The organism is Achromobacter sp. Root83 (genome assembly GCF_001428845.1).
Taxonomy (GTDB): domain Bacteria; phylum Pseudomonadota; class Gammaproteobacteria; order Burkholderiales; family Burkholderiaceae_B; genus Achromobacter.
Genome location: NZ_LMIU01000004.1, coordinates 37061 through 58959 on the forward strand (window position 1 = coordinate 37061; position 21899 = coordinate 58959).

At 66.7% G+C, this 21899-nt stretch carries 18 protein-coding genes; 7 read left to right on the top strand and 11 right to left on the bottom strand.

The window, feature by feature from the left end; genetic code table 11:
* Positions 1-21 precede the first annotated feature (21 nt).
* Complete coding sequence (locus tag ASE30_RS07180; RefSeq protein ID WP_057283620.1) at positions 22-3144, top strand: DUF6519 domain-containing protein; 3123 nt, start codon at positions 22-24, stop codon at positions 3142-3144.
* 59 nt (positions 3145-3203) lie between these two features.
* On the opposite strand, the gene ASE30_RS07185 is transcribed toward ASE30_RS07180, so the two are convergent.
* From ASE30_RS07185 to ASE30_RS07215, 7 genes are all read right to left on the bottom strand, one after another.
* Entirely contained in the window at positions 3204-3689 is a 486-nt protein-coding gene (locus ASE30_RS07185) for a YcxB family protein (RefSeq protein ID WP_057283621.1), read from the bottom strand.
* Positions 3690-3894: 205 nt separating this feature from the next.
* Positions 3895-5166 (bottom strand): amidohydrolase family protein, encoded by a 1272-nt coding sequence (locus ASE30_RS07190; protein ID WP_057283622.1) that lies wholly within the window; start codon positions 5164-5166, stop codon positions 3895-3897.
* 25 nt (positions 5167-5191) lie between these two features.
* The gene (locus ASE30_RS07195) at positions 5192-5977 is read right to left on the bottom strand and encodes an alpha/beta fold hydrolase (RefSeq protein WP_057283623.1); all 786 of its coding nucleotides are present in this window, start codon (positions 5975-5977) and stop codon (positions 5192-5194) included.
* Positions 5978-6096: 119 nt separating this feature from the next.
* The gene (locus ASE30_RS07200) at positions 6097-6903 is read right to left on the bottom strand and encodes an ATP-binding cassette domain-containing protein (protein ID WP_156407569.1); all 807 of its coding nucleotides are present in this window, start codon (positions 6901-6903) and stop codon (positions 6097-6099) included.
* Positions 6900-7670 (bottom strand): aliphatic sulfonate ABC transporter permease SsuC, encoded by a 771-nt coding sequence (gene ssuC, locus ASE30_RS07205; protein ID WP_057283624.1) that lies wholly within the window; start codon positions 7668-7670, stop codon positions 6900-6902. The genes ASE30_RS07200 and ssuC overlap by 4 nt, the downstream gene beginning before the upstream one ends.
* A gap of 55 nt (positions 7671-7725) precedes the next feature.
* Positions 7726-8688 (bottom strand): aliphatic sulfonate ABC transporter substrate-binding protein, encoded by a 963-nt coding sequence (locus ASE30_RS07210; protein WP_162259909.1) that lies wholly within the window; start codon positions 8686-8688, stop codon positions 7726-7728.
* A 74-nt stretch (positions 8689-8762) separates the two neighbouring features.
* Entirely contained in the window at positions 8763-10346 is a 1584-nt protein-coding gene (locus tag ASE30_RS07215) for a sulfatase-like hydrolase/transferase (RefSeq protein WP_057283626.1), read from the bottom strand.
* 155 nt (positions 10347-10501) lie between these two features.
* On the opposite strand from ASE30_RS07215, the gene ASE30_RS07220 reads away from it, so the two are divergent.
* The 4 genes from ASE30_RS07220 to ASE30_RS07235 all read left to right on the top strand — a co-directional run bounded on the left by ASE30_RS07220 (position 10502) and on the right by ASE30_RS07235 (position 16130).
* Positions 10502-11320, top strand: a complete 819-nt coding sequence (locus ASE30_RS07220; protein WP_057283627.1) for a helix-turn-helix domain-containing protein — start codon at positions 10502-10504, stop codon at positions 11318-11320.
* 136 nt (positions 11321-11456) lie between these two features.
* A complete protein-coding gene (locus ASE30_RS07225) occupies positions 11457-12677 on the top strand; it encodes an MFS transporter (RefSeq protein WP_057283628.1) in 1221 nt (406 codons plus the stop codon).
* A gap of 139 nt (positions 12678-12816) precedes the next feature.
* Positions 12817-14892 (top strand): PIG-L family deacetylase, encoded by a 2076-nt coding sequence (locus ASE30_RS07230; protein ID WP_082601485.1) that lies wholly within the window; start codon positions 12817-12819, stop codon positions 14890-14892.
* A gap of 68 nt (positions 14893-14960) precedes the next feature.
* On the top strand, positions 14961-16130 hold the full coding sequence (locus ASE30_RS07235; protein ID WP_057283706.1) for a zinc-dependent alcohol dehydrogenase: 1170 nt from the start codon (positions 14961-14963) through the stop codon (positions 16128-16130).
* A gap of 136 nt (positions 16131-16266) precedes the next feature.
* Here the strand turns inward: ASE30_RS07235 and ASE30_RS07240 are convergent, their stop codons facing one another.
* Complete coding sequence (locus ASE30_RS07240; protein ID WP_057283630.1) at positions 16267-16488, bottom strand: hypothetical protein; 222 nt, start codon at positions 16486-16488, stop codon at positions 16267-16269.
* A gap of 401 nt (positions 16489-16889) precedes the next feature.
* Here ASE30_RS07240 and ASE30_RS07245 point away from each other — a divergent pair, with 401 nt between their 5' ends.
* Entirely contained in the window at positions 16890-17405 is a 516-nt protein-coding gene (locus tag ASE30_RS07245) for a DUF421 domain-containing protein (RefSeq protein ID WP_057283631.1), read from the top strand.
* Between the two features lie 57 nt (positions 17406-17462).
* Here the strand turns inward: ASE30_RS07245 and gudD are convergent, their stop codons facing one another.
* Together gudD and ASE30_RS07255 are read right to left on the bottom strand one after the other, a co-directional pair.
* Positions 17463-18815 (bottom strand): glucarate dehydratase, encoded by a 1353-nt coding sequence (gene gudD / locus ASE30_RS07250; RefSeq protein ID WP_057283632.1) that lies wholly within the window; start codon positions 18813-18815, stop codon positions 17463-17465.
* A 45-nt stretch (positions 18816-18860) separates the two neighbouring features.
* On the bottom strand, positions 18861-19832 hold the full coding sequence (locus tag ASE30_RS07255; RefSeq protein ID WP_057283633.1) for a tripartite tricarboxylate transporter substrate binding protein: 972 nt from the start codon (positions 19830-19832) through the stop codon (positions 18861-18863).
* A gap of 201 nt (positions 19833-20033) precedes the next feature.
* Between ASE30_RS07255 and ASE30_RS07260 the strand changes: the two genes are divergently transcribed.
* On the top strand, positions 20034-21074 hold the full coding sequence (locus tag ASE30_RS07260) for a LacI family DNA-binding transcriptional regulator (protein WP_057283634.1): 1041 nt from the start codon (positions 20034-20036) through the stop codon (positions 21072-21074).
* A 33-nt stretch (positions 21075-21107) separates the two neighbouring features.
* On the opposite strand, the gene ASE30_RS07265 is transcribed toward ASE30_RS07260, so the two are convergent.
* On the bottom strand, positions 21108-21893 hold the full coding sequence (locus ASE30_RS07265) for an HpcH/HpaI aldolase/citrate lyase family protein (protein ID WP_057283635.1): 786 nt from the start codon (positions 21891-21893) through the stop codon (positions 21108-21110).
* Between the last annotated feature and the right edge of the window lie 6 nt (positions 21894-21899).

Below are 21899 nucleotides of genomic sequence, written 5' to 3' on the forward strand. Positions count from 1 at the left end.
CCTGTCTTCGGGAACAACACCATGAAAGCCGATCTCAGCCGCCTCACCTTCGATCCCGCCCGGCGCTACCGGGCCGTCCGCATGCAGCAGGGCCGCGTGCAGATGGACACCGACTGGAACGAGCAGCAGGACATTCTGAACCGCCGCATCGAAACCGAAACGGCGGACACCGTCGGCGCGGTGGGCGTTCCGCTGGCGGCGGCGGGCTTCGCCTTGAGTCCCGCGGGCAAGGACCTGGCGGTCACGGCCGGACGCCTGTACCTCGACGGCCTGCTCTGCGAAAACCCGGAGGCGGCCACCGTCGCTCGGCAGCCCGACCTGCCCGCGACCGCGTCGCCCGTCCTGCCCGCCGGCGCGTCGGCGCTGCCGCTGCCGCCGCCCGGCATCACGCCCGCGGACATCGACGGCGTCGTTGTGTTCGGCGCCGGCGGCCAGCCCGCGCCGCCGCCCGAAGGCATGTACCTGGCCTATCTTGAAGCCTGGCAGCGCCACCTCTGCGCGCTCGATCTCGCGCCTGACGACTACAGCATGCGCGAAGTCGCACTGGGCGGCCCGGACACCGCGACCCGCGAAAAAACGGTCTGGCAGGTCAAGCTGATGCAGGTGGGCGCTCCCGGCGACGCCCTCACCTGCCTGTCCGCGCTGCCCGCCTGGGATGCCTTGACGGCGCTGCCGGACGCACGGATGTCCGCGCGCGCCGAAGCCAGCGTGCCGCCCAAGACGCCCTGCCAGCTTCCGCCCGACGCGGGCTACCGGCTGCTGGAAAACCATCTCTACCGCATCGAAATCCACCAGGACGGCGCAGGCGCCGGCAAGGCCCGCTACAAATGGTCGCGCGAGAACGGCAGCATCCTGAGCCGGGTGGTGCGCTGGCTGGGCGACCCGGTGGCCAACGAGTTCGAAGTCGCCAGCATCGGCCGGGACGACGTTCTGGCCATCACCGCCGGCTGCTGGGTCGAATTCCTGGACGACACGCACGAACTGCTGGGCCAGCCCGGCCCGCTGGCCCAGGTCGTCCGCACCGACGGCAACACGGTCACGATAGACCCGGCCAGCCTGATCGGACATCCGCTGGACGCGCCGCGTTTTCCGGCCAATCCCCGGGTGCGGCGTTGGGACGGCGTGGCCGAGATCACCCCCGCCCCCATCGCCAGCGCGAACGCCGGGTGGGTGGAACTGGAGCAGGACGGCATCGAGATCAAGTTCTCGCCCGGCCGCCTGCGGGTAGGCGACTACTGGCTGATCCCCGCGCGCACCGCCACGGCCTCGATCGAATGGCCGCGGATGCCGGACGGCAAGCCCGCTTTCACCGCCGCCGCGGGCATCCTGCGGGCCTACGCGCGCCTGGCCCTGCTGCGCTGGCAGGCCGGCGCCTGGACGTTGATGAGCGACTGCCGGCCCCTGTTTCCGGCGCTGACCGAACTGACACAGCTTTACTACGTGGGCGGCGACGGCCAAAGTGTCAGGCCCAATCCCGCCATGACACCCGATGTGGTGGCATTGCCGTCCGAATTGCGCGCGGGCGTCGCCAACGGCGGCTACCCCGTGGCCAACGCCACCGTGCGCTTCAGCGTCGACGCCGGCCGGCTGCCCAATGGCACGGCAACGCAGGACGTCCAGACCGGCGCCGATGGCGTGGCCTCGATCGCCTGGTCGATTGCCTGCGACCCCGCCCGCCCGGTGCAGCACGCGTCTGCCCAACTGCTCGTGGCCGGCCAGCCGGCGGTGGACCGCTACCTGCCCTTGCAGTTCAACGCGCAACTCGCCCTGGCCGCCGAAGTCGGCTACGACCCCAGCGGCTGCGCCGATCTGCTGGCCGAACAGGCGTACACCGTGCAGCAGGCGCTGGACGCCTTGTGCCGGCGCACGCACGGCGGGGGCTGCTGCATCACCGTCGGCCCCGGCGGCGACTTCCCGACGCTGGACAAGGCGCTGCACACGCTGATCGGCCAGGACCGGCTCGATATCTGCCTGTGCCTGACACCCGGCGAGCACAAGCTGGACGACGACCTCGCCGCCAAGGGACCGCGCGTGCGCCTGATGCTGCATGGATGCGGCCCGGCCAGCCGCCTGATCCTTGAAGAGCGCGACTTCAGCCTCAACGGTTTCGCTTCCGTTTCCATTGCCGACCTGACCATCGCGCGGCGCGGCCAGCCTCGCCCCCTGGTCTTTGCCCAATGCGCGGACGTGCGGCTATCGCGTGTCGATTGCGCGGGGCCGGCCGGCCCCGGCGCCAGCCTCGTCCGCATCGAAGGCAGCCGTCGCGTGCAGATCGAAAACTGCCGCTTGCTTGCCGGCGGCCGTGGCAACGCCGAGCGCCGCGACCTTCTGCTCGGCCGCGCCCCCACCCTGGCAATCCTGAAAGAAGCGCTATCGCCGGAAGCCATGCTCGACGATGACGACGATCGCGCGGCGCTGGGGCTGGCGCGCATGCCCATGGACGCGCGCAAGGCGATGGCGACCGAAATCGCCAGCCTGCTGCGCGCGGGCGCGGCCGGCAATGCGCTGACGGACCCGCGCATCCAGGCGGCGCTGCGGTCTCTTGCCGCGCAGCTCGGCCGGGAAGCGCCAGCGCAAAGCCGGCTGCGCGCCGCGGTCGGCTTGCTAGCCGCCGCCGTGCTGGCCGATCCGCTATCGTGCGCGCTGGCGCTGCTGGACAACGATGCCGACACCACGTTGCGCGACAACCGGCTGCGCGGCGGCATTTCCCTGTTCGCCGAGTCGGGTGAATTTCCGGAGCTGACGGCCGACCAGCTCAAGCTTCTAAGCGTGGGCATCCGCACGGGCAAGCTGATCCCGGCCGGCGAAGGCGCGTTGACACTGCAATGCAATGAATTTTCAAGCATGCGGCTGGGCGCCGAGTCGCTGCGCGCCATGTTGACCACGATGCAGACCGGCGGCGACTTCGCGGCATGGCGCAGCCTGCGCGCCGCCGACAATACCCTGGATGCTTACAGCCACTTTCCCGCGTTCGACGCGGCCCTGACCGGCAACAGCCTGTTGACCAACGGCGACGCCGGCGCGCTGATCGCCGTACAGGCCAAGATCATCGGCAATTTCGCGCACAACGACTTCCGGCTGTTTGTGTCGGGCACCAACCCGGAAAGCCTGGCCAACGGCGGGTTGAATGTCGTCACGGTCTGACGGGGCGGCCGGTGCCGGGATGGCCCATGCCGGGGCGGCCCACGCCGCGACGGCTGGGATCAGGCCGGAGCGCCGACGTGTTCCCTCAAGCGCCGCGTCAGCGTTTCAATGTCGAAACCCTTCTTGCGCAGCGACTTGGGAACGATATAGAAAAGGCGGGGCATTACATACACCAACACGTAATCGCTGTTTTCGCGCCAGCCGCGCACCTTCGCCCACGACACCGTGACCTCGGTGCGCGATGTCCACAGCAGAAAGTCGTGGTCGCGCAGCAGGATGCCGAACTCTTCGTGTATCGCCTTGTACAGGCGGTAGCGTCGCCGTGCGATCAGCGGAGACGCGCCCCAGTTGAATAGCATCACAACCAGCAGACCACATAGCGCGCCCACGCTGGCCGGCTGCAGCCAGACCGGTCCGTAGGTCGCGACGATCGCCATGCCAGCGACCACCGCCACCACGATGAGCGCGGGCCGCGGCATGAGTCTGTCGTGCAGGCGCATGGCGTTGACGTAGTCTTCCTGCGAGATTCGATAGCTTACGAGCATGTTCGTGACCTCTCTCGCGAGTGGATAAGCACGCCTGCGCGAGCTTGCGCCCTGCTCAGGCGTGTCCCTTGGCCACTATATTCAGCACCCGCTACGTTCTCGAAATTCTGATACCGAATACAGCTATAGACACATCAAATACCTAAGTCCTTCGGGTTCGGACCCATTCGGTTCGAAGCCGAAGGACGAGGCGCCTGGCCCCGCGTCAGACAAGGATGGGCTCGGTGACTCGGAGCCTGTCCTTGACGACGTTCCCGTCCTTCCAGACCATCGCTATTTTCTCGGGGTCCTGCAGTAGCGTGATGTCGGTCAGCGGATCGCCGTCGACCAGGATCAGATCCGCCAGGAACCCCGGCCGGATCTGCCCGATATCCTCGGGAAGCATCATGATTTCTCCGCCCAGCCGGGTCGCGCTCAACAGCGCTTCCTTGGCGCTCATCCCGACGTACCGCATCAGGTATTCAAGGTCCTTGGCGTTGGTGCCATGCGGCATCCACGCAAAGCCATAGTCGCCTCCGGGCAGAATGCGTATCCCGCGCTTGTGCATCTTCTGAAGCGTATCGCTGGCGACCTCGAGCTCTCGGGCATAGCCCATGTCGGTGGCGGCCTGCTGCGTGATGCCCCACTGTTCCGCATGGTAGAGCGTGCTGACCAGCCACCCCAGCCCGGGCGCGACGAAGTGCTTGTCCTTGTTGGCCTCCAGCATGTCCAGCGCTTCATCGTCCGCGAAGCTGGCATGAAAGACGAGTTCAAAGCCATGGCGTACGCATTGTTTGACCGATACGCTTGAGCGCGCATGGGCGGCCACGCGCTTGCCGGCCCGCCGCGCCTCCGCCGCGAGCATGGCGATCTCTTCTTCGGAGAACGGCGAGGCCTCGGCCGGAATCCCCGCGATGTACTCCCCGGACAGGTTGATCTTCAGGTGGTCCACGCCGTACTTGATGAACATGCGGGCCGCGCGGCGCACGTCCTCGGGGCCGCTGACGACCTCGCCGAAGTTCAATTCCCTGAAGGGCATATGAGGCAAGGTGTTGTCGCCCAGGCCGCCCAGCGTCGTGATCTCCTGGCTGCCCGCAAGATAACGCGGGCCCGGAAAATTCCCGGCATCGATCGCATTGCGCAGGACCACGTCCAGACGCGGCTTTGCGGCGGCGGCGCCCAGCGCGGACGTGAACCCCATGTCCAGGTACCGCTTTGCCACGCCGACGCACCACAGGATGTGCTCTTCGGGGGGCATGAATTGAATGGCCGCCAGGGAAGGCTGATCGTTCCAGGAAAAATGCGTGTGCGCGTCGGTCATCCCGGGCATCAGGAACCTGCCACGGCCATCGATCCGATGCGCTTCGACGATGTCGCGGGGCTGGCCCGCCGCCCAGATGCGCTTGATTCGCCTGCCCTCGATCAGGACGTCTCCGGGAAAGGGGTCCGAGCCCGTGCCGTCGAAGATCCGGACGTTGGTGATGATGGTGTTTTTCATTGTCTCTTCCTTTCAAGAAGCCGGTTCAGGCCAGCGACGCATGGAATTTCGTGAGCAGCCCGGCGCACTGCCCCGCCTGTTCGCAGGGTGTCCAATGACCGCAGTCTTCAAGCACATGCACCGATGCCGTTGCCAGCCGCGCCGCCATGCTTCGCGCCTGTGCCGGCGTGCCCACGCCGTCCTCGTCGCCTGTCACCAGCAAGGCCGGTGCGGTTATCTTTTCGAGGTCCGCGGGCTGCGCCTTGGCAAGCGCCTCGCAGCTTTGCGCGTATCCCTCTGGTGTTTGGCGCATCACGCTTTCCCTGACCAATGCCAACACCGCGGTGTGCCGTTCCTTTGTCTTTGCGCTGGTGGCCCCCGTGACGATGGCATCCGCGATCTCCTGCATGCCCGCAATGCCGCGTTCGCGCGCCAGCCGGGCCCGGGCCTGGATCCCGGCCCGCCCCTGATCCGGCGGCGCCAGCAGCGGCCCAAACAGCGCCAGACTGCGCACCAGACCAGGATGCTCGACCGCCAGATGCTGCGCGACGATCGTGCCCATCGAATGCGCGACGACGTGCACACGGGCCGCGCCAAGCGCCGCCAGCAAGTCCACCATCGAATCGACGTACCGCGCGATCGATAGCGCCGCGTCCGGCAGGCCAGAACGCGCGCTGCCCGGCAGATCCGGCCGGATCACCCGGTGGCCACCAAACGCGCTCATCACTGGCGTCCAGGTATTGGAAGATCCCCCCAATCCGTGTAGGCAAAGGATCGGGTCTCCTTCGCCGTCCACCTCGACGGCGATATGTCCCACGTGCATCGTGCTCATGCGCCGCCTCCCGGTTCAGACATGTCCAGCATCTTCGTGGCGGAAACCGCATCTGCTCCGCCCGCATCCCATATTCCAGATTTCATGTTCCAGACTCCGATGAACGACCGATTGACCCGCTACGTACCCGTCCTGGCACGGACCGGGGGGCCTGCGTCCTGCTGCAGGATGTGATTCAGAACCCTTTCGGCCAGGCCGCCGAAATTCGCACAGCCACGCTGGCGCGGGCGCGGCAGATCCACGCGGATGTCCAGGCCGATCTGCCCGTCTTCCAGCAGCACGACACGGTCGGCCAGCGCGACCGCCTCGTCGACATCGTGGGTGATCAGCACCACCGTGAATCCCTTGCTGAGCCAAAGGCGCTCGATGAGCCGCTGCATTTCGATGCGGGTCAGGGCGTCAAGCGCGCCCAGGGGTTCATCAAGCAGGAGCAGGCGCGGCGCGCGTACCAGCGCACGGGCCAGCGCCACCCGTTGCCGCTGGCCGCCGGAAAGCGTGGACGGCCAATCCGGCGCGCGCGTATCCAGCCCCACCTGGTGCAGCGCTTCGCGCGCCTTGGACTGCCAATCGCCGCGCATGCCCAGGCCCACGTTCTGCAGCACCGTGCACCACGGCAACAGCCGGTGCTCCTGGAACATGATCCGCGCCGCTTCATGGATGCCCTTGACCTGCCCGCCAGCGATACGCAGCATGCCCGAGCTGGGGGCATCCAGCCCGCAGAGCAGGCGCAACAGGGTGCTCTTGCCGCATCCGCTGCGGCCCACCACGGCCAGGAATTCCCCCGGCGCGACGTCCAGATCGATCGTCCGCAGCACCTGCTTGCCGCCGTAGCGCTTGCCCGCGGCGCGCATGCTGATGGACAGGCCCGTGTGCGGCGCGGCGTGGGCGGGCGCGGCGGCGGGAGAAGCCAATTCGGCTAGCGTCATGACTGCCCCTCCTGGTTCCAGTCCAACCAGCGGCGCTCCAGCAAGCTGGCCGCCACATCGGCCAGCTTGCCCAACAATGCGTAGAGAAGAATGGCCACCACGACGATGTCCGTCTGCATGAACTCGCGGGCATCCATGGCCATCTTTCCAATACCCGAATCGGCGGCAATGGTTTCGGCCACGATCAGCGTGAGCCACATGAAGCCCAGCGCGAACCGCACGCCGACCAGGATCGACGACATGGCGCCCGGCAGCATGATGTACTTGAAGATCTTCCAGCGGCTCAGGCCGTACACCCGCCCCATCTCGATCAGGCCCGCGTCCACCGAACGCATGCCATGGAACGTATTGATGTAGATCGGGAACATAACGCCCAGCGACACCAGGAACAGTTTTCCGGCCTCGCCCACGCCGAACCAGATGATCACCAGCGGAATCAGCGCCAGATGGGGAATATTGCGGACCATCTGAATCGTGGAATCCAGGAACCGGGCCGCCACGCGGGACGCGCCCGTCAGCAGGCCCAGGCCGAAGCCCACCGCGCCGCCAACGGCGAACCCCGCCGCCGCGCGCCTGAAACTGGCGGCAAGATGCCCCCAAAGCTCGCCGGTGGCGATGAGGTGCCCGGCGGCGCTTGCGACGGCGGTGGGCGCGGGCAGGATGCGGCCGGACAGCAGGCCCGCCGATGCGCTGATCTGCCAGACCGCAAGAATGGCGGCCGGCAGCAGCCAGGGCAAGGCTGGATGTAGAGAAAATCGTGAGTGCATCAGGATCTCCGTAGCGTGAAGGCGTGAAGGTGGGAAAGCAGGCGCGCGGCGCGGATCAAGGGCTTGCCTTCCAGGCGGCCTGACTGATGTCCACCTTCCGGGGAATGAGCTTGAGCCGGTGGAAGGTGTCCGCAAGCGCCTGCTGCTCCGCGATGATTCCCGCATCGATGGGCGAAACGATGTGGTTCACCCGGTTGCGTTCAAGCACCCGTGCGAACGTGACGGGATCCAGGCCCATCCCCGCGGCGTACTTCTGGGCAACCTCTTCGACGTTGTCGTGGATGTAGCGCGAGGTCATTTCGATTTCAGCCAGCACCGCCGCGACCAGCGGGCCGTTTGTTTTCGCGAATTCACGCCGCGCGAAGTACATCTGCCGGTTGTACGCGCCCGCCTGGAAGCCATCCGCCAGTGTCCGCACGTTGCCGCCGGCCTCGGCGCCGGCCATCAGCGGGTCGAACGCCGACCACGCGTCGACCGCCCCGCTTTCCAAGGCCGCGCGCCCATCGGCGGGGCTGAGGTAGACCGGCTGGATATCGCCGAACTGCAACCCGTTGGATTCCAGGAACCTCACGGCCATGAAATGCGCCATGGAGCCTTTGGGGATGGCCATTTTCTTGCCCTTGAGGTCGGCGGCCGAGTAGATGGACGACGACTTGGCCACCAGGATTTTCAAGTCGCCGGGGGTTGGGGCTTCGGCTGCGATGTACACGAAGTCGGCCCCCGCCACCTGCGCGAACACGGGCGGCGTATTGGCCGTGGCGGCAAGATCCAGGCTGCCGACATTCAGCGCTTCCATCATGGGCGGCCCGACCTGGAACTCCACCCATTCCACCTGGACTCCCTTCGCCTTCAGGTTGCGCTCGAGGTTGCCTTGCGCCTTGGCGATGGCCTGGTTGAACACGGCCTTCTGCCAGCCTATGCGTATCTTCTGGGCTTGCTGGGCATGGGCGCTGGAGCCGAATGCCGCGAACGTGGCGCAGGCAAGCGTCACGCACCCCACCTTGACTATCCTGAACATCGACATCCCCTTTTGTCTCCGGCCTTGGATGGAAGTGCGCGGAAGACCCGCGCGGGCCGTGGCTTATCCGGAAATCACCATTGGCCGATCTGCATCGTGTTGAAACGCTTGAGGTCCAGCCAGTTCTCGACGAACCCGTCCGGCACGCTCGTCATGGTTTTTCGCGCGGCCAGCCAGTCGCCCAGCCGCTGGCCGTACCGGGCAAGAACGCCCTTGCTGGAGGCGTCCTCGCCCAGGTCGTTCAGTTCGTCCGGATCGCTTTGCAGGTTGAACAGCACGGGGCGCATGCCCTGGCAATGCACGTATTTCCATTGGTGGTCGCGCAGGGCGATCGTTCGGCAGGCCTTCACGGCGCGGCCGAGTTCCAGGCGGGTCTGGGTGCGGAACGAATAATCGAATTCAGATACCGCGACGTCGCGCCATGCGGCAGGCGTCTTGCCGCGCAGCCACGGCAACAGCGACTTGCCTTCAAGCACATGGGCAGGCGGGTCTATGCCCAACGCATCCAGGATCGATGGCAGCACATCCACGGCCTCGACCAGCGCGTCGCAGGTGCCTGCGCGTGTCATGTCGGCCTGGGATGAGGGGTCATGGACGATCAGCGGCGTCTTGATCGCGGCATCGTGCCAAAGCTCTTTTTCTCCCAGGTGGTGATCGCCAAGATAATCCCCGTGGTCGCTGCAGAACACAATCAGGGTGTCGTCGAAACGTCCCGCCTTTTCAAGCGCGTCGAACAACCGCCCAAGGTGGTCGTCGACCTGGCTGATCAAACCCATGTAGGTCGGAATGACGCGGCGCCGCGTGGCTTCCAATGCGAACGACGCGCTGGCGGAGTGGCGCAAATAGGACGCGTACAAGGGATGCGGCGCGTGGAGCTCGGCGGCGCTCTTGATGGCGGGCACCACGTCCTGCGCGCCGTAGAGCCGGTGGTACGGGTCCGGCGCGACATAGGGCCAATGCGGCTTGATGTACGAAAGATGCAGGCACCAGGGCGCGTCGCCTTGCTCGGCGATGAAAGCCAGGGCGCGATCCGTGGTGTAGGCCGTTTCGGAGTGCCGTTCGGCAACGCGTGCGGGAAGGTCCGCATACCGCATGTTCCAGCCCGTACGCAGTTGGCCGGCCGGCCCCTGAGCCGAATTCGCGAATTCCAGCCACGGGTTCTTTGCCAGATATCCGTGGCGCCGTAGATAGGCGGTGTATTTATTGCCCCGGGCTTCGTCGTCGTCGGGATCGGAAAGCACGCCATCGTGGCGGTCGAAAGGTTCGAACCCGCCTTCAAGCAGGAGCCGTCCGCGTTCGGAAGACGGGTCGATTCCGCGCAGCCGCAAGGCGGACAGGTTCGGTTCCACATGGGTCTTGCCGGCGACCGCGACGCGCGCGCCATGCGGGCGTATGTAGTCGCCCATCGTCATTTCGTCGGCCGGCAGCGGCACGAAATTGCCGAACGAACGATGGCTCGTGACATAGCGGCCGGTGTAATAGGACATCCGGGACGGTCCGCAGGAAGCGGACTGGACGTACGCATTCGTGAAACGCACGCCGCGCCGCGCCAGGGCGTCGATGTTCGGCGTGCGGATGGTCGGGTGTCCGTAGCAGGACAGATAATCCCACCGAAGCTGGTCGCACATGATGAACAGGGCATTCCGCGCATGCGTCATTTTTTTAGCTCTTTCTGTGGGCGGCACGGCGGCCAGCGTAGTGGTCCCGCGCCGCGCCGGATCGGTCCGAAACGTGACTGATCGTAGGAAGCCGCGCATGCAGCGACAAGCGCTTTCTGCGAGAATTCCACGCAGTGAAACCCTGGTTGCCCGCGATGACTCCTGATCCCGTCAAGTCCATCCGCGCGCTGGAGCGCGGCTTGCAGGTGTTGAACTACCTTCGGGAACAAGGTGGCGTGACGCTGCATGAACTGCATGAAGGCCTGGACCTGCCCAAGGCCACCTTGCTGCGGCTGTTGCGCACGCTCGAAGCCAACGGCTTTGTATGGCGGGGCCTGAGCGACGGACGCTACCGCGCGGGCCAGTTGCTCCACCGGTTGGGCGAGACGCCGTCGCCCCATGACAGGCTTGTCGAAGCCGCTGGACCGATCCTGGATCAACTGGTCTCGAAGGTGCAATGGCCCTCGGACATGTCGGTGCGCCAGGGCACATGGATGGCCGTCTGCGAGACCAGCCGCCAGCGGTCTTATTTCACGCTGGACCGCGTCGTCCTGGGGTTTCGCGTCAACACCCTTCTATCGGCGCCCGGACGCGCGTATCTGGCGTTCTGTCCGCCCGCCGAATGCGAGAGCCTGCTGAACGAACTGCGCCTGGCCAACGATCCGGGATATCTGCACATGAACGGCGCGCAGGCGATACAGCGCATGCTCAGCCAGACCCGGGCCCAAGGCTACGCGGTGCGCGAAGCGTCGTGGGGCGGACACTTCAGCCAGTCCAAACGCGAATACGACGATGGCCTGGCCGCGATCGCCGTACCCATCCTGGACGGCGCCGCCGTGCTGGGTTGCTTGAACCTGATCTGGCTCGCGCGTGTGACCAACGTGGGATCCATTCTGCGCAACCATCTGGACGATCTGCAAGCGGCCTCCCGCTTGATCTCCGCCAACTATCAAGCGCGGCGGCCGCAAGCCTGAACGCGCGCCCGCCGTCTTTGCGGGCGCGGTTCTCGCGGGCACTCGTGGAATTCGTCATGCGAATGACAGCTTGGGGTGCTTACAATCACGCTGTTGCGTCGCAACATCCTGCTTTCCCCCCCCCCTTTGTAGCCACATGTCTCCTTCCTCCTCCTTGCCGCACCGGCCCGCGCTGGTGCTGCTTGCGCTTGCCGTGGGCAGCTTCGCCATCGGAACCACCGAGTTCGCCACGATGAGCCTGCTGCCGTATTTTTCCCAGTCGCTCGGTATCGACGCGCCCACGGCGGGCCACGTGATCAGCGCTTACGCGCTGGGCGTGGTGGTGGGCGCCCCCATCCTCGCCGTGCTGGGCTCGAAAATGCCGCGCCGCAGGCTGTTGATCATGCTGATGGGGCTCTTCGCCATCGGCAATGGCCTGAGCGCGATCGCGCCCGACTATCACTGGATGCTGTTCTTCCGCTTCCTGAGCGGCCTGCCGCATGGCGCGTACTTCGGCATCGCGTCGCTGGTGGCCAGTTCGCTGGTGCCGGCCAACCGCCGCACCGTCGCCGTGGGCCGCGTCTTCCTTGGCCTTACCGTCGCCACCATCGTGGGCGTGCCGCTGGCCAACTGGCTGGGCCAGGTGATCGGCTGGCGCTGGAGCTTCGGCCTGGTGGCGCTGCTTGCGACGCTCACGATGATCAGCGTGCGCGTCTACGCGCCCGACACCCCGGCCGATCCGCACGCCAGCCCGCTGCGTGAACTGAGCGCGCTGGGACGCGGACAGGTCTGGATCACGCTGGCGATCGGCGCGGTCGGCTTTGGCGGCCTGTTCTCGGTCTACACCTATCTGGCCGACACGCTGACCGCCGTCACGCAAGTCTCGCCCGCCACCGTGCCGTTCGTGCTCAGCGCGTTCGGCGTGGGCCTGACGGTGGGCAACATGGTCGTGCCGGTCTTTGCCGACCGCGCGGTCATGCGCACCGCCGGCCTGTTGCTGCTGTGGTCGGCTGTGGTGCTGGCCCTGTTTCCGCTGATGGCGCACAACATCTGGCTCATCACGCTGAACGTGTTCCTGGTGGGCGTGGGCGGCGCGCTGGGCACCGTGCTGCAGACCCGCTTGATGGACGTCTCTGGCGACGCCCAGGGCCTGGCCGCGGCGCTGAACCACTCCGCCTTCAACACCGCCAACGCGCTGGGTCCTCTTCTGGGCGGCCTGGCCATCGCCGCGGGCTTCGGCTGGACCTCGACCGGCTGGGTGGGCAGCCTGCTCGCCATCGGCAGCATGCCACTGTGGCTGTGGGCCGTGATGCTGGAGCGCCGCGGCCGCACCGCGCGCGCGGCCAAGCTGGTGGTGAGCACCGAATCGGCGCGCTGAACGCGGCGTATCCGTCCAGGGCGTCCCTGTTTATTGGGCCGCCCGGGCGGCAAGCCGGCGTCCCCATTTCCCCCGGCCGCTATACTTTCCGCACTGAAACTCCACACGCGCTGCACCCTATTCATGCAGCGCTTTTTTTATGCCCGCTCTGATGTCTTTGCTGCGCCTGGCGCTATGCTGCGCCGCCGCGCTGGTCTGCGCCCAAGCGTACGCCGCCCCTCCGACGCTGGCGCAATGCCATGGCATCAAGGATCTGGCTTTCGTCGCCCACCTGGATGACGACCTGCTGTTCATGAACCCGGACATCGCGTCCAACATCGAGGCGGGCGGCTGCGTGCGGGTGGTCTACCTGACCGCCAGCGATGCCGGTGAAGGCGAAGCCTATATGCTGGGCCGCGAGCGCGGCGTGCGCGCCGCCTACGCCTACATGGCGCACAAGCCCGATCAGTGGAAAACCGACGCGGGCACCGTCAGCGGGCGCAACATCGCGCGCTTTACCTTGCAGGACAACCCGCGCGTCCAGCTGTGGCACATGCGCCTGAAGGATCCCTGGCTGGGCAAGGGCTGGGGCAGCCTGACGCCGCTGAGCCGCACCGAATCCGAACCCGGCCAGAACGTCGAAACGCTGGGTGCGCATCCGGAGGTCTACACGCGCGAACAACTGATCGACGTCCTGGCCGAACTGATCCGCCAGTACGGCCCGACCACGGTGCGCCATCTGGACGACACGATCAGCGTGCCCTATACGCAACTGTGCTGGCGCTGCGCCGGCCACGGGCATCCGGACCACATCGCCAGCGCGCGGCTGGTGCGCGAAGCCATGCTGCGCGCGCCCGGCAATTACGCCGAGACAGGCTATATCGACTACCCAAGCCAGGAGCGCGCCAGCAACCTGACCGCCGCCGAAATCGCCAGCAAATCCGTGATCTTCCAGCACTATGCCTGGAACGACTACCACTATTGCGCGGGCCCGACGGGCTGCAAGGAGCCCGCGGGGCCGGCCGCCGCCTGGGTGCAGCGCGCCTATTACGTATCCCGCCAGGACATGGCGCCACAGCTGTACCCGGACGGACGCGGCGGTCTCGTGGTGTTCGCCGCTGGCGAAACCAACGCCGCCGTCAACCGCTGGGATTCCGGCGAACGCCGCTGGCAAAGCCTGGGCGGGCGCACCAGCGGGCCGGTGGTCTCGTTCGCGCATGCCGACGGCACGGCGGGCCTGATGGCCCGCGACCCGCTGGGCGGCGTCTGGGCGAACAAGCAGCGCCACGATGGAACGTGGCAGGGCTGGCAGGCCCTGGGCGGCTTGCGCGTGGCCCAGATTCCGGCCGTGGCGCCGCGCGGCGAAGCCGCCGCCGTGGCCCTGGGCTACGACGGCCTGCTCCACTGGATCGCGCCGTCCGGCATCGACGGAAGCTGGAGCACCTGGCAAGACCTGCCGCTGCTGGAAGGCGCCACCGGCGCCCCCGCCGCCGCGCGCGGCGCCGACGGGCGCTACGTCATCTTCGCCGTCACGGGCGCGGGCGAACTGTTCTATACCCGCCAACTGCCGGCCAGCCGAGGCCAGCGCTCCGAATGGCAAGGCTGGCGTCCCGTCTCGGCGCCGAAGGCGGCCGGCGGCCTGGCGGCGATACGCAACCATGAAAACCGCATCGAACTCTATTACCGCCAGCGCGGCAGCAACCATCTGACCCGGCTGGTGGAAGCCGGCGACACCACCGACATGGACATGGAGTGGAGCGTTCCGGCCGATATGGGCGTGCCCTACATCGGACGCCCCGCCATCAGCGCGGACGCAAGCGGCAACGTGCTGCTGGCGATCCTGGAGCGCGCGGGCGGGCCGCTTTGGCTCGTCGAGCATGGCGTACCGACCCGGCTGGACGCGCAAGCCGCCTCGCCCCCCGCGATCAGCCTGATAGACGGCACGCTTTATATCGTCGCGCGCACCGCCGGCCGGCCGCAACGCTACCAGGTGCTGTCGCGCCTGAATGGCGGCTGGGCCGGCAGCCTGACCCTGGACGGCGTCCCCGCCGGCGGCGGCGGCCCGTTCGCGTCCGTGGCCGCGCGGCCGGCGGACCTGCCCAACCTGGGCGCCGACAACACGAGCAACGCCGTGGTGGTGCGCCCCTCTTCGAATGCACCCGGCGCCCTGACCATCGAACGCATGCCGAACCAGGCCTCGCGCGCGGCCACCGCCAATACCAGCACGATGCAGTAACGCGGCACGAAAGTTGCTCCCCTTGGCGCGCAATCGCAACAACGCGGTTGGCGTCCAAGGGGATATTCATGAAAGCACTATGCTGGCACGGCAAACACGACGTGCGGTACGACACCGTTCCCGATCCCATCCTGGAACATCCGCGCGACGCAATCATCAAGGTCACCGCCTGCGCCATTTGCGGTTCGGACCTTCATCTCTTCGACGGGTTCATGCCGGAAATGAAATCCGGCGACGTCCTGGGCCACGAATTCATGGGCGAAGTCGTGGAGGTAGGCGCCGAAACGCAGAACCTGAAGGTGGGCGATCGCGTGGTGATCCCTTTCACCATTACCTGCGGCGCCTGCGATCAATGCCTCAAGGGCAACTTCTCGGTGTGCGAGCGCACGAACCGCAATGCGGACAAGGCGGCCAAGATGTTCGGCCACACCACGGCTGGGCTATTCGGATATAGCCACCTTACTGGCGGCTACGCCGGCGGCCAGGCCGAGTATGTCCGGGTGCCGTACGCGGACTCCACTCACATACCCGTGCAGGACGATCTGACGGACGAGCAGGTGCTCTTTCTGGGAGATATTTTCCCCACGGGCTGGCAGGCTGCCGTCCAGTGCGACATCGAGCCTACCGACACGGTCGCCATCTGGGGCGGGGGCCCCGTGGGCCAGATGGCCATCCGCAGCGCGGTCCTGCTGGGCGCCAAACAAGTGATCTGCATCGACCGCGTTCCCGAACGGCTGGCCATGGCGCGCGACGGCGGCGCGGTGCCGATCAATTTCGATGAGGACGATGTCGTCGAACGCCTGCAGGAATTGACGCACGGAAAGGGTCCCGAGAAGTGCATCGATGCGGTGGGCATGGAATCGCATGCAAGCCGTTCCATGGACTCGCTGTATGACCGCGTCAAACAGGCCGTCGGCGCCGAGACCGACAGGCCTCACGTCCTGCGCGAAATGATCTACGTCTGCCGCCCCGCCGGCGTCCTGTCGGTGCCCGGGGTGTACGGAGGACTGATCGACAAGATCCCGTTCGGCGCGGCCATGAACAAGGGCCTGACCTGGCGCATGGGCCAAACCCACGTCCGGCGCTGGACGGACGAGCTGCTGCAGATGATCGCGGACAAGCGGATCGACCCGTCCTTCGTGATCACCCACCGCGCCAGGTTGCAGGCGGGGCCCGACCTGTACAAGACATTCCGCGACAAGGCGGACGGGTGCATCAAAGTGGTATTGACGCCCTGAGCCGCGCCCCGCCGGCCGCTGGAGCCGGGCGGGGCCGCCTGTGCACGGGTGTCGCCTGCTGTTGTAGGGGCGACCCCTGCTTTATGGGCGTCGCCTGCTTCACGGGCGACGACACAGGCGGCGAAGGCGGAAGGGGTCAGGTGTCGGAATCCGGCTTCTTGTCACGCCCAAAGGGATCCTTGCCCGCGGGCGCCTGGGAACCGCCCGCGGGATATCCGGAATTGGTGGAGGGATCAGGATTGACGTCGCCAGTGGGCGGGCCCTCGGCGGCGGGCTGGCCCGTGCCGCCGGTCGCGGCGCGGTCCGTATGGGGGGAAGGCGGGGGATTCGGCGCGGGCGCCGGCTTTTCGTTGACCATGGTGTGCTCCTCGACAAGGCAGGTGCACGCGTTGCAACGGCAAGGCGTGCGCGGAAAGTGGTGCGTGGCATGCTGCGCAACTGCCGTTCCCGCGCATCCGCGCCATGCAAGCCGCCACCGGCCGCGCCCCCGAACTCCTGCGACGAGCGCTCTGCGGCGCGCCGGTGCAGGGTGGCGTCAGCGCCCCGCGACACGCGCCGGTAAATTCTACCGGCCCCGCCTCCACTGCTAGCCGCCGCGGCTTGCGGAGCCCGCGCCTGGGCACGGCAGTTGCTGCCGCCCCCTGGCGAGGCCCGGTTATGGGCCGTTCCTGGCCGTTCCTGGCCGTGGGCGCGCCGCGCCATCACCGTACATCCACAATGTCGGTCAGGGACCCCGCCCCGTTTGCAGGAGACAGCGAGATGAGCCCCGATTGGCCCGGCATGTTCACATTCTCGATGTCGCCGGTCGAGATCATCGTCCGCGGCACCATCGTGTACTGGTTCATCTTTGTCCTGCTGCGGGTCGCGGGCAGGCGCGATGTGGGTTCGTTTGGAATGGCCGATATGCTCGTGCTCGTGCTGATCGCGGACGCCGCGCAGAATGCCATGGCCGGCGAGTACAAATCAATCGTAGACGGCCTGGTGTTGGTATCGACCATCGTCGGGTGGACCGTCGTGGTGGACCGCGTGGGCTATTTTTTCGAGCCGGTGGGCCGGCTGATTTCGCCCAGCCGCGTCTGCCTCGTCCATGACGGCGTCATCGCCCGGCGCAACCTGCGCCGAGAGTACATAACCGTGGAAGAGCTCATGAGCGAACTGCGCCGAAAGGGAATCGAAGACGTCGGTGAGGTCCACCGGGCGTACATGGAATCGGACGGCGACATCAGCGTGCTCAAAAGGCGCGCCCGCCCCGAATCCCGAACTCCCACGCATTGAACAGGCGGCCCAGGACGTGACACGGCGATCACGCCCCGGGCCGCACCATGGCCGTTGTCAGCGCACCAGGCAGGGCCGCTTGTTATCGAACGTCCACCCTGGCACCAGGAATTGCATGGCGGCGGCGTCGTCGCGCGCGCCCAGTCCGTGCTGCTGGTACAGCTTATGCGCACGTTCGACCGCGTCCATATCCAGCTCTATGCCCAGCCCGCCGCTTTGCGGCAGGTCGATATAACCGTTGCGGATCTGCAGCGGCTGACGCGTCAGATGCTGGCCGTCCTGCCATATCCAGTGGGTGTCGATCGCGGTGACCTTGCCCGGCGCGGCCGCGCCCACATGCGTGAACATCGCCAGCGAAATATCGAAATGGTTGTTGGAGTGCGAACCCCAGGTCAAGCCGAAGGCCTGGCACGTCTGCGCCACGCGCACCGATCCCTGCATGGTCCAGAAGTGGGGATCGGCCAAAGGAATGTCCACCGACTGCAGCGACAGCGCGTGCGCCATTTCGCGCCAGTCGGTGGCGACCATGTTGGTGGCGGTGGGCAGCCCCGTGGCACGGCGGAACTCGGCCATGACCTCGCGGCCCGAAAACACGCCTTCGGCGCCGCACGGGTCTTCGGCATAGGCCATCACCCCATGCAGGTCGCGGCACAGACGGATCGCATCGTTCAGCAGCCAGCCGCCGTTGGGGTCGAGCGTGATGCGGGCTTCGGGAAAGCGTTCGTGCAGCGCGCGGATCGCCTCGACCTCTTCTTCGCCGCGCAAGACGCCGCCCTTGAGCTTGAAGTCTTCGAAACCGTAACGTTCGTAAGCCGCTTCGGCCAGCTTCACGATGGCCTCCGGCGTCAGCGCCTTTTCATGGCGCAAGCGCAGCCAGCCGTCGCCGTCGGGCATGGATTGATACGGCAGCGTGGTGCGCTCGCGGTCGCCCACATAGAACAAGTAGCCCAGCATCTGCACCGACGTACGCTGCACGCCTTCGCCCAGCAGCGCCGCCACCGGAACACCCAGATGCTGGCCCAGCAGATCGAGCAGCGCGGCTTCCGCCGCGGTCACCGCGTGGATGGCCACGCGCAGATCGAACGTTTGCGAACCGCGGCCGGCGCTGTCGCGGCTGGCGAAAGCCGTCCGCATCTGGTTCAAGGTGTGCTGGTAATTGCCGATGGAACTGCCCACGATGAGCGAGCGCGCGTCTTCCAGCGTGGCGCGGATCTTCTCGCCCCCGGGCACCTCCCCCACGCCGGTATTGCCCGCGCTGTCGCTCAGGATCACGATGTTGCGCGTGAAGTATGGCGCGTGGGCGCCGCTCAGGTTGAGCAGCATGGAGTCCTGCCCGGCGACGGGCACAACCCGCATCTCGGTGATGGTCGGCGTCGTGTGGCGGGAGGGTTGCGTAGCGTGAAGGGTCATGATTGCTTCTGAAATGCCCCGGCCGCGAGGGCCGGGCGGGTTGCGTTATTGCACGGAAATGCCGCCGGTCTCGATGACTTCCTTCCAGCGCGCGCTTTCCTGCTGCTGAAAGCGGGTGAACTCTTCGGGTGAATTCGCCACGATTTCAAGACCGACATCGGTGAAGGGCTTGCTGACGCCCGGGTCCTTCAATGCGGTGACCAGCGCCGCGGACAGCTTGTCGCGCACGTCCGCGGGCAGATTCTTCGGCGCCACGACGGCCTGCCACGCGTAGACGTTCACGCCCGGCACGGAGGCCTCGGCGAAGGTGGGCACATCGGGCAGCACGGGCGACCGCTTGGCGCCGGTGACCGCAATGGCCTTGAGCTTGCCGGCCTTGATGTGCGGCAGCACCGCGTTCACGTTCTGAAACGACATGTCGACCTGATTGCCAAGCAGGTCCGAGATCGCGGGCGCACCGCCCTTGTACGGAACATGCAGGCCCTTGGTGCCCGTCTTCTGCCAGAACAGTTCGGCCGTCAGGTGATCGGAAGAACCCGCGCCCGACGTCGCAAAGCTGATGCTGCCGGGCTTGGCTTTCAGCAGGGCCAGCACGTCCTGGACGCTGTTGACCTGCGGCGCCAGCTTGGGGCTCACGACCAGCACGTTGGGCGTCTGCACCGCGACGGTCAGATACGTGAAGTCCTTGGCCGGATCGTAGGTGATGCCCTTCATCAGGTGGGGCGCCACCACCAGCGGAGCCAGCGAGGTCACCATCAGCGTGTAGCCATCGGGCGCGGCGCGGGCCACCTGGGACGCGCCAATAGTGCCGGTGGCGCCGGCCTTGTTCTCGACGACAAACGACTGCTTGAGCTGTTCACCCAGCTTGTTCGCCACCGAACGGGCAACGGAATCCGTCGCGCCGCCGGGCGGGAACGGAACCACGATCGTGACGGGTTTGTCCGGCCAGGCGTGGGCCGCGCCGGCCGCCGCCATCAAGCTGAGCCCTGCTATCCACTTGCGCGCGTTGCGATTCATCTCTGTCTCCGTCTTGGGTTTTATTTATTTGTTAACGTTAACAATTTTATTGGTAACGTTAACATCTGGGATTCGATAGAGTATTTCGGCATTTGCCTGACCCGCCATCCGGGGAAACCCGTAGCCGCTCCCGCCCGCAAGGCCCGGCGGAGCGGGTAGGCTTGATGCCTGTCCCCCCGCCCCCTTTACCCAGAACCCAGCATGCGCGCGTCCCAGCTTTCGTCCACCGATACCCCTTCCCGATCCGCCGAACGGTCCAGCGTCACCGTGCGTGAAGTGGCCCAGGCGGCCGGTGTTTCCATGATTACGGTGTCGCGCGCGATCAACACCCCGCAACAGGTCTCCCCCGCCACGCTGGACAAGGTCAATGCCGCGATCGCGGCATTGGGATACGTGCCGAATCTGATGGCCGGCAGCCTGCGCTTGTCGCGCAGCAATCTGGTCATGGTGCTGGTGCCGTCGGTCACCGGCTCGCTCTTCGGCGGCATGCTGACGGAACTGACCCGTTCGCTCGAAGCCAAGGGCTATCAACTGATGGTGGGCCAGAGCGGCTATGACTCTCCGCGCGAAGACGCGCTGCTGCGCGCCATCATTGGCCGCCGCCCGGACGGCATCGTGCTGACCGGGGTCATGCACTCGCCGCAAGGCCGGCAACTGCTGAAGGCCTCCGGCATCCCCATCGTTGAAACCTGGGACACCACGGACACGCCCATCGACATGCTGCTAAGCCTGTCGCACGACGCCATCGGCGCGGCCGTCAGCCAATACCTGCACGCCGCGGGCAAGGTCCGGCAGGCAGTGCTCAGCGGCGATGACGAGCGCGCGCGGCTGCGCGCCCAAAGCCTGCAGCGCACCGCCGTCGAACTGGGCCTGCCCGAGCCGGTGGTGCACTACATGCCGGCCCCCACCACCCACGCCCAAGGACGCGAAGGCCTGCGTGCCCTGCAACGCGCGGGACAAGGGATCGATGCGGTGTTCTGCAGCTCCGACCTGATGGCGGCGGGCGTGCTGACCGAAGCCACCGCGCAAGGCCTGGCCGTTCCGGGACAACTGGCGGTCATGGGCTTCGGAGATATGGATATCGCGGCGTCCATGGCGCCGTCGATCACCTCGGTGCACGTGGACGGAGCGGCCATCGGCGCCCAGGCCGCCGAGATGATCGCGCTATGCGCCAACCACCAGCGGCCGGCGCAACCCGTGGTGGAAATCGGATTTCGCATCGTTACGCGCGAAAGCGCCTGATCTGCCGCCTGCGCACACAGCGCAACCGCCGCTTCAATACCGCAATTGCGCGTCCCTTCCCGCCGAAGCCGCCTGCGCCAGCGCGCGCGTGATGATGCTGGTCGACACATTGGCGAAGTAACGCGCGCCTAGCGCGCCATACTTTTCCTCGTCTTCCGGCGTCAACGCGATAATGCCGGGGCACTTGCCCGCCCCGGCGATCGCCTTCAGCCCCAGGTCGATGGCGCGCTGCACGGGCGCGGCGTTCCAGTCGCTGCCGTGGCCCATCGCGTGCGCCAGGTCATTGGGACCGATGAACACGGCGTCCACGCCGTCCACCGCCGCGATCTCCGCCGCCGCCGCGATGGCCTCGGGGGTTTCGATCATGGCGATGAAGCCGATGCCGTCGTTGCTGCGCTGCGTGTGGCCCGCCCCGCCAAACGCGCCGTAGCCGGCGGCGCGCGTGCTGAAGGCGCTGCCGCGGCGCCCCAGCGGCGGGTAGTGGATCATGCTGGCCAGCCGTTGTGCCTGCGCCGCGCTTTCGACCATGGGCACCTGCACGGCACTGGCGCCCATGTCCAGGATGCGCGGCAGGTCGTGTTCGAAGCAGCGCACCACCGGCGCGATGCCGGCCGCCCGCGCCGCGCGCAGCATGTGCTCGGTCATGCCCAGATCCGCGCTGCCGTGCTCGTTATCGAGAATGATGAAATCAAAACCGGCATACGCGCACATCTCTACGATGGCCGGGCTGGGCAAGCCATTGAACACGCCGCGCAGCGGCTTTCCGCCACGCAGCATGCCCGGCAGGCGGCCGTCCAATGGAAAACGGGGTTCCGTCATACAAGT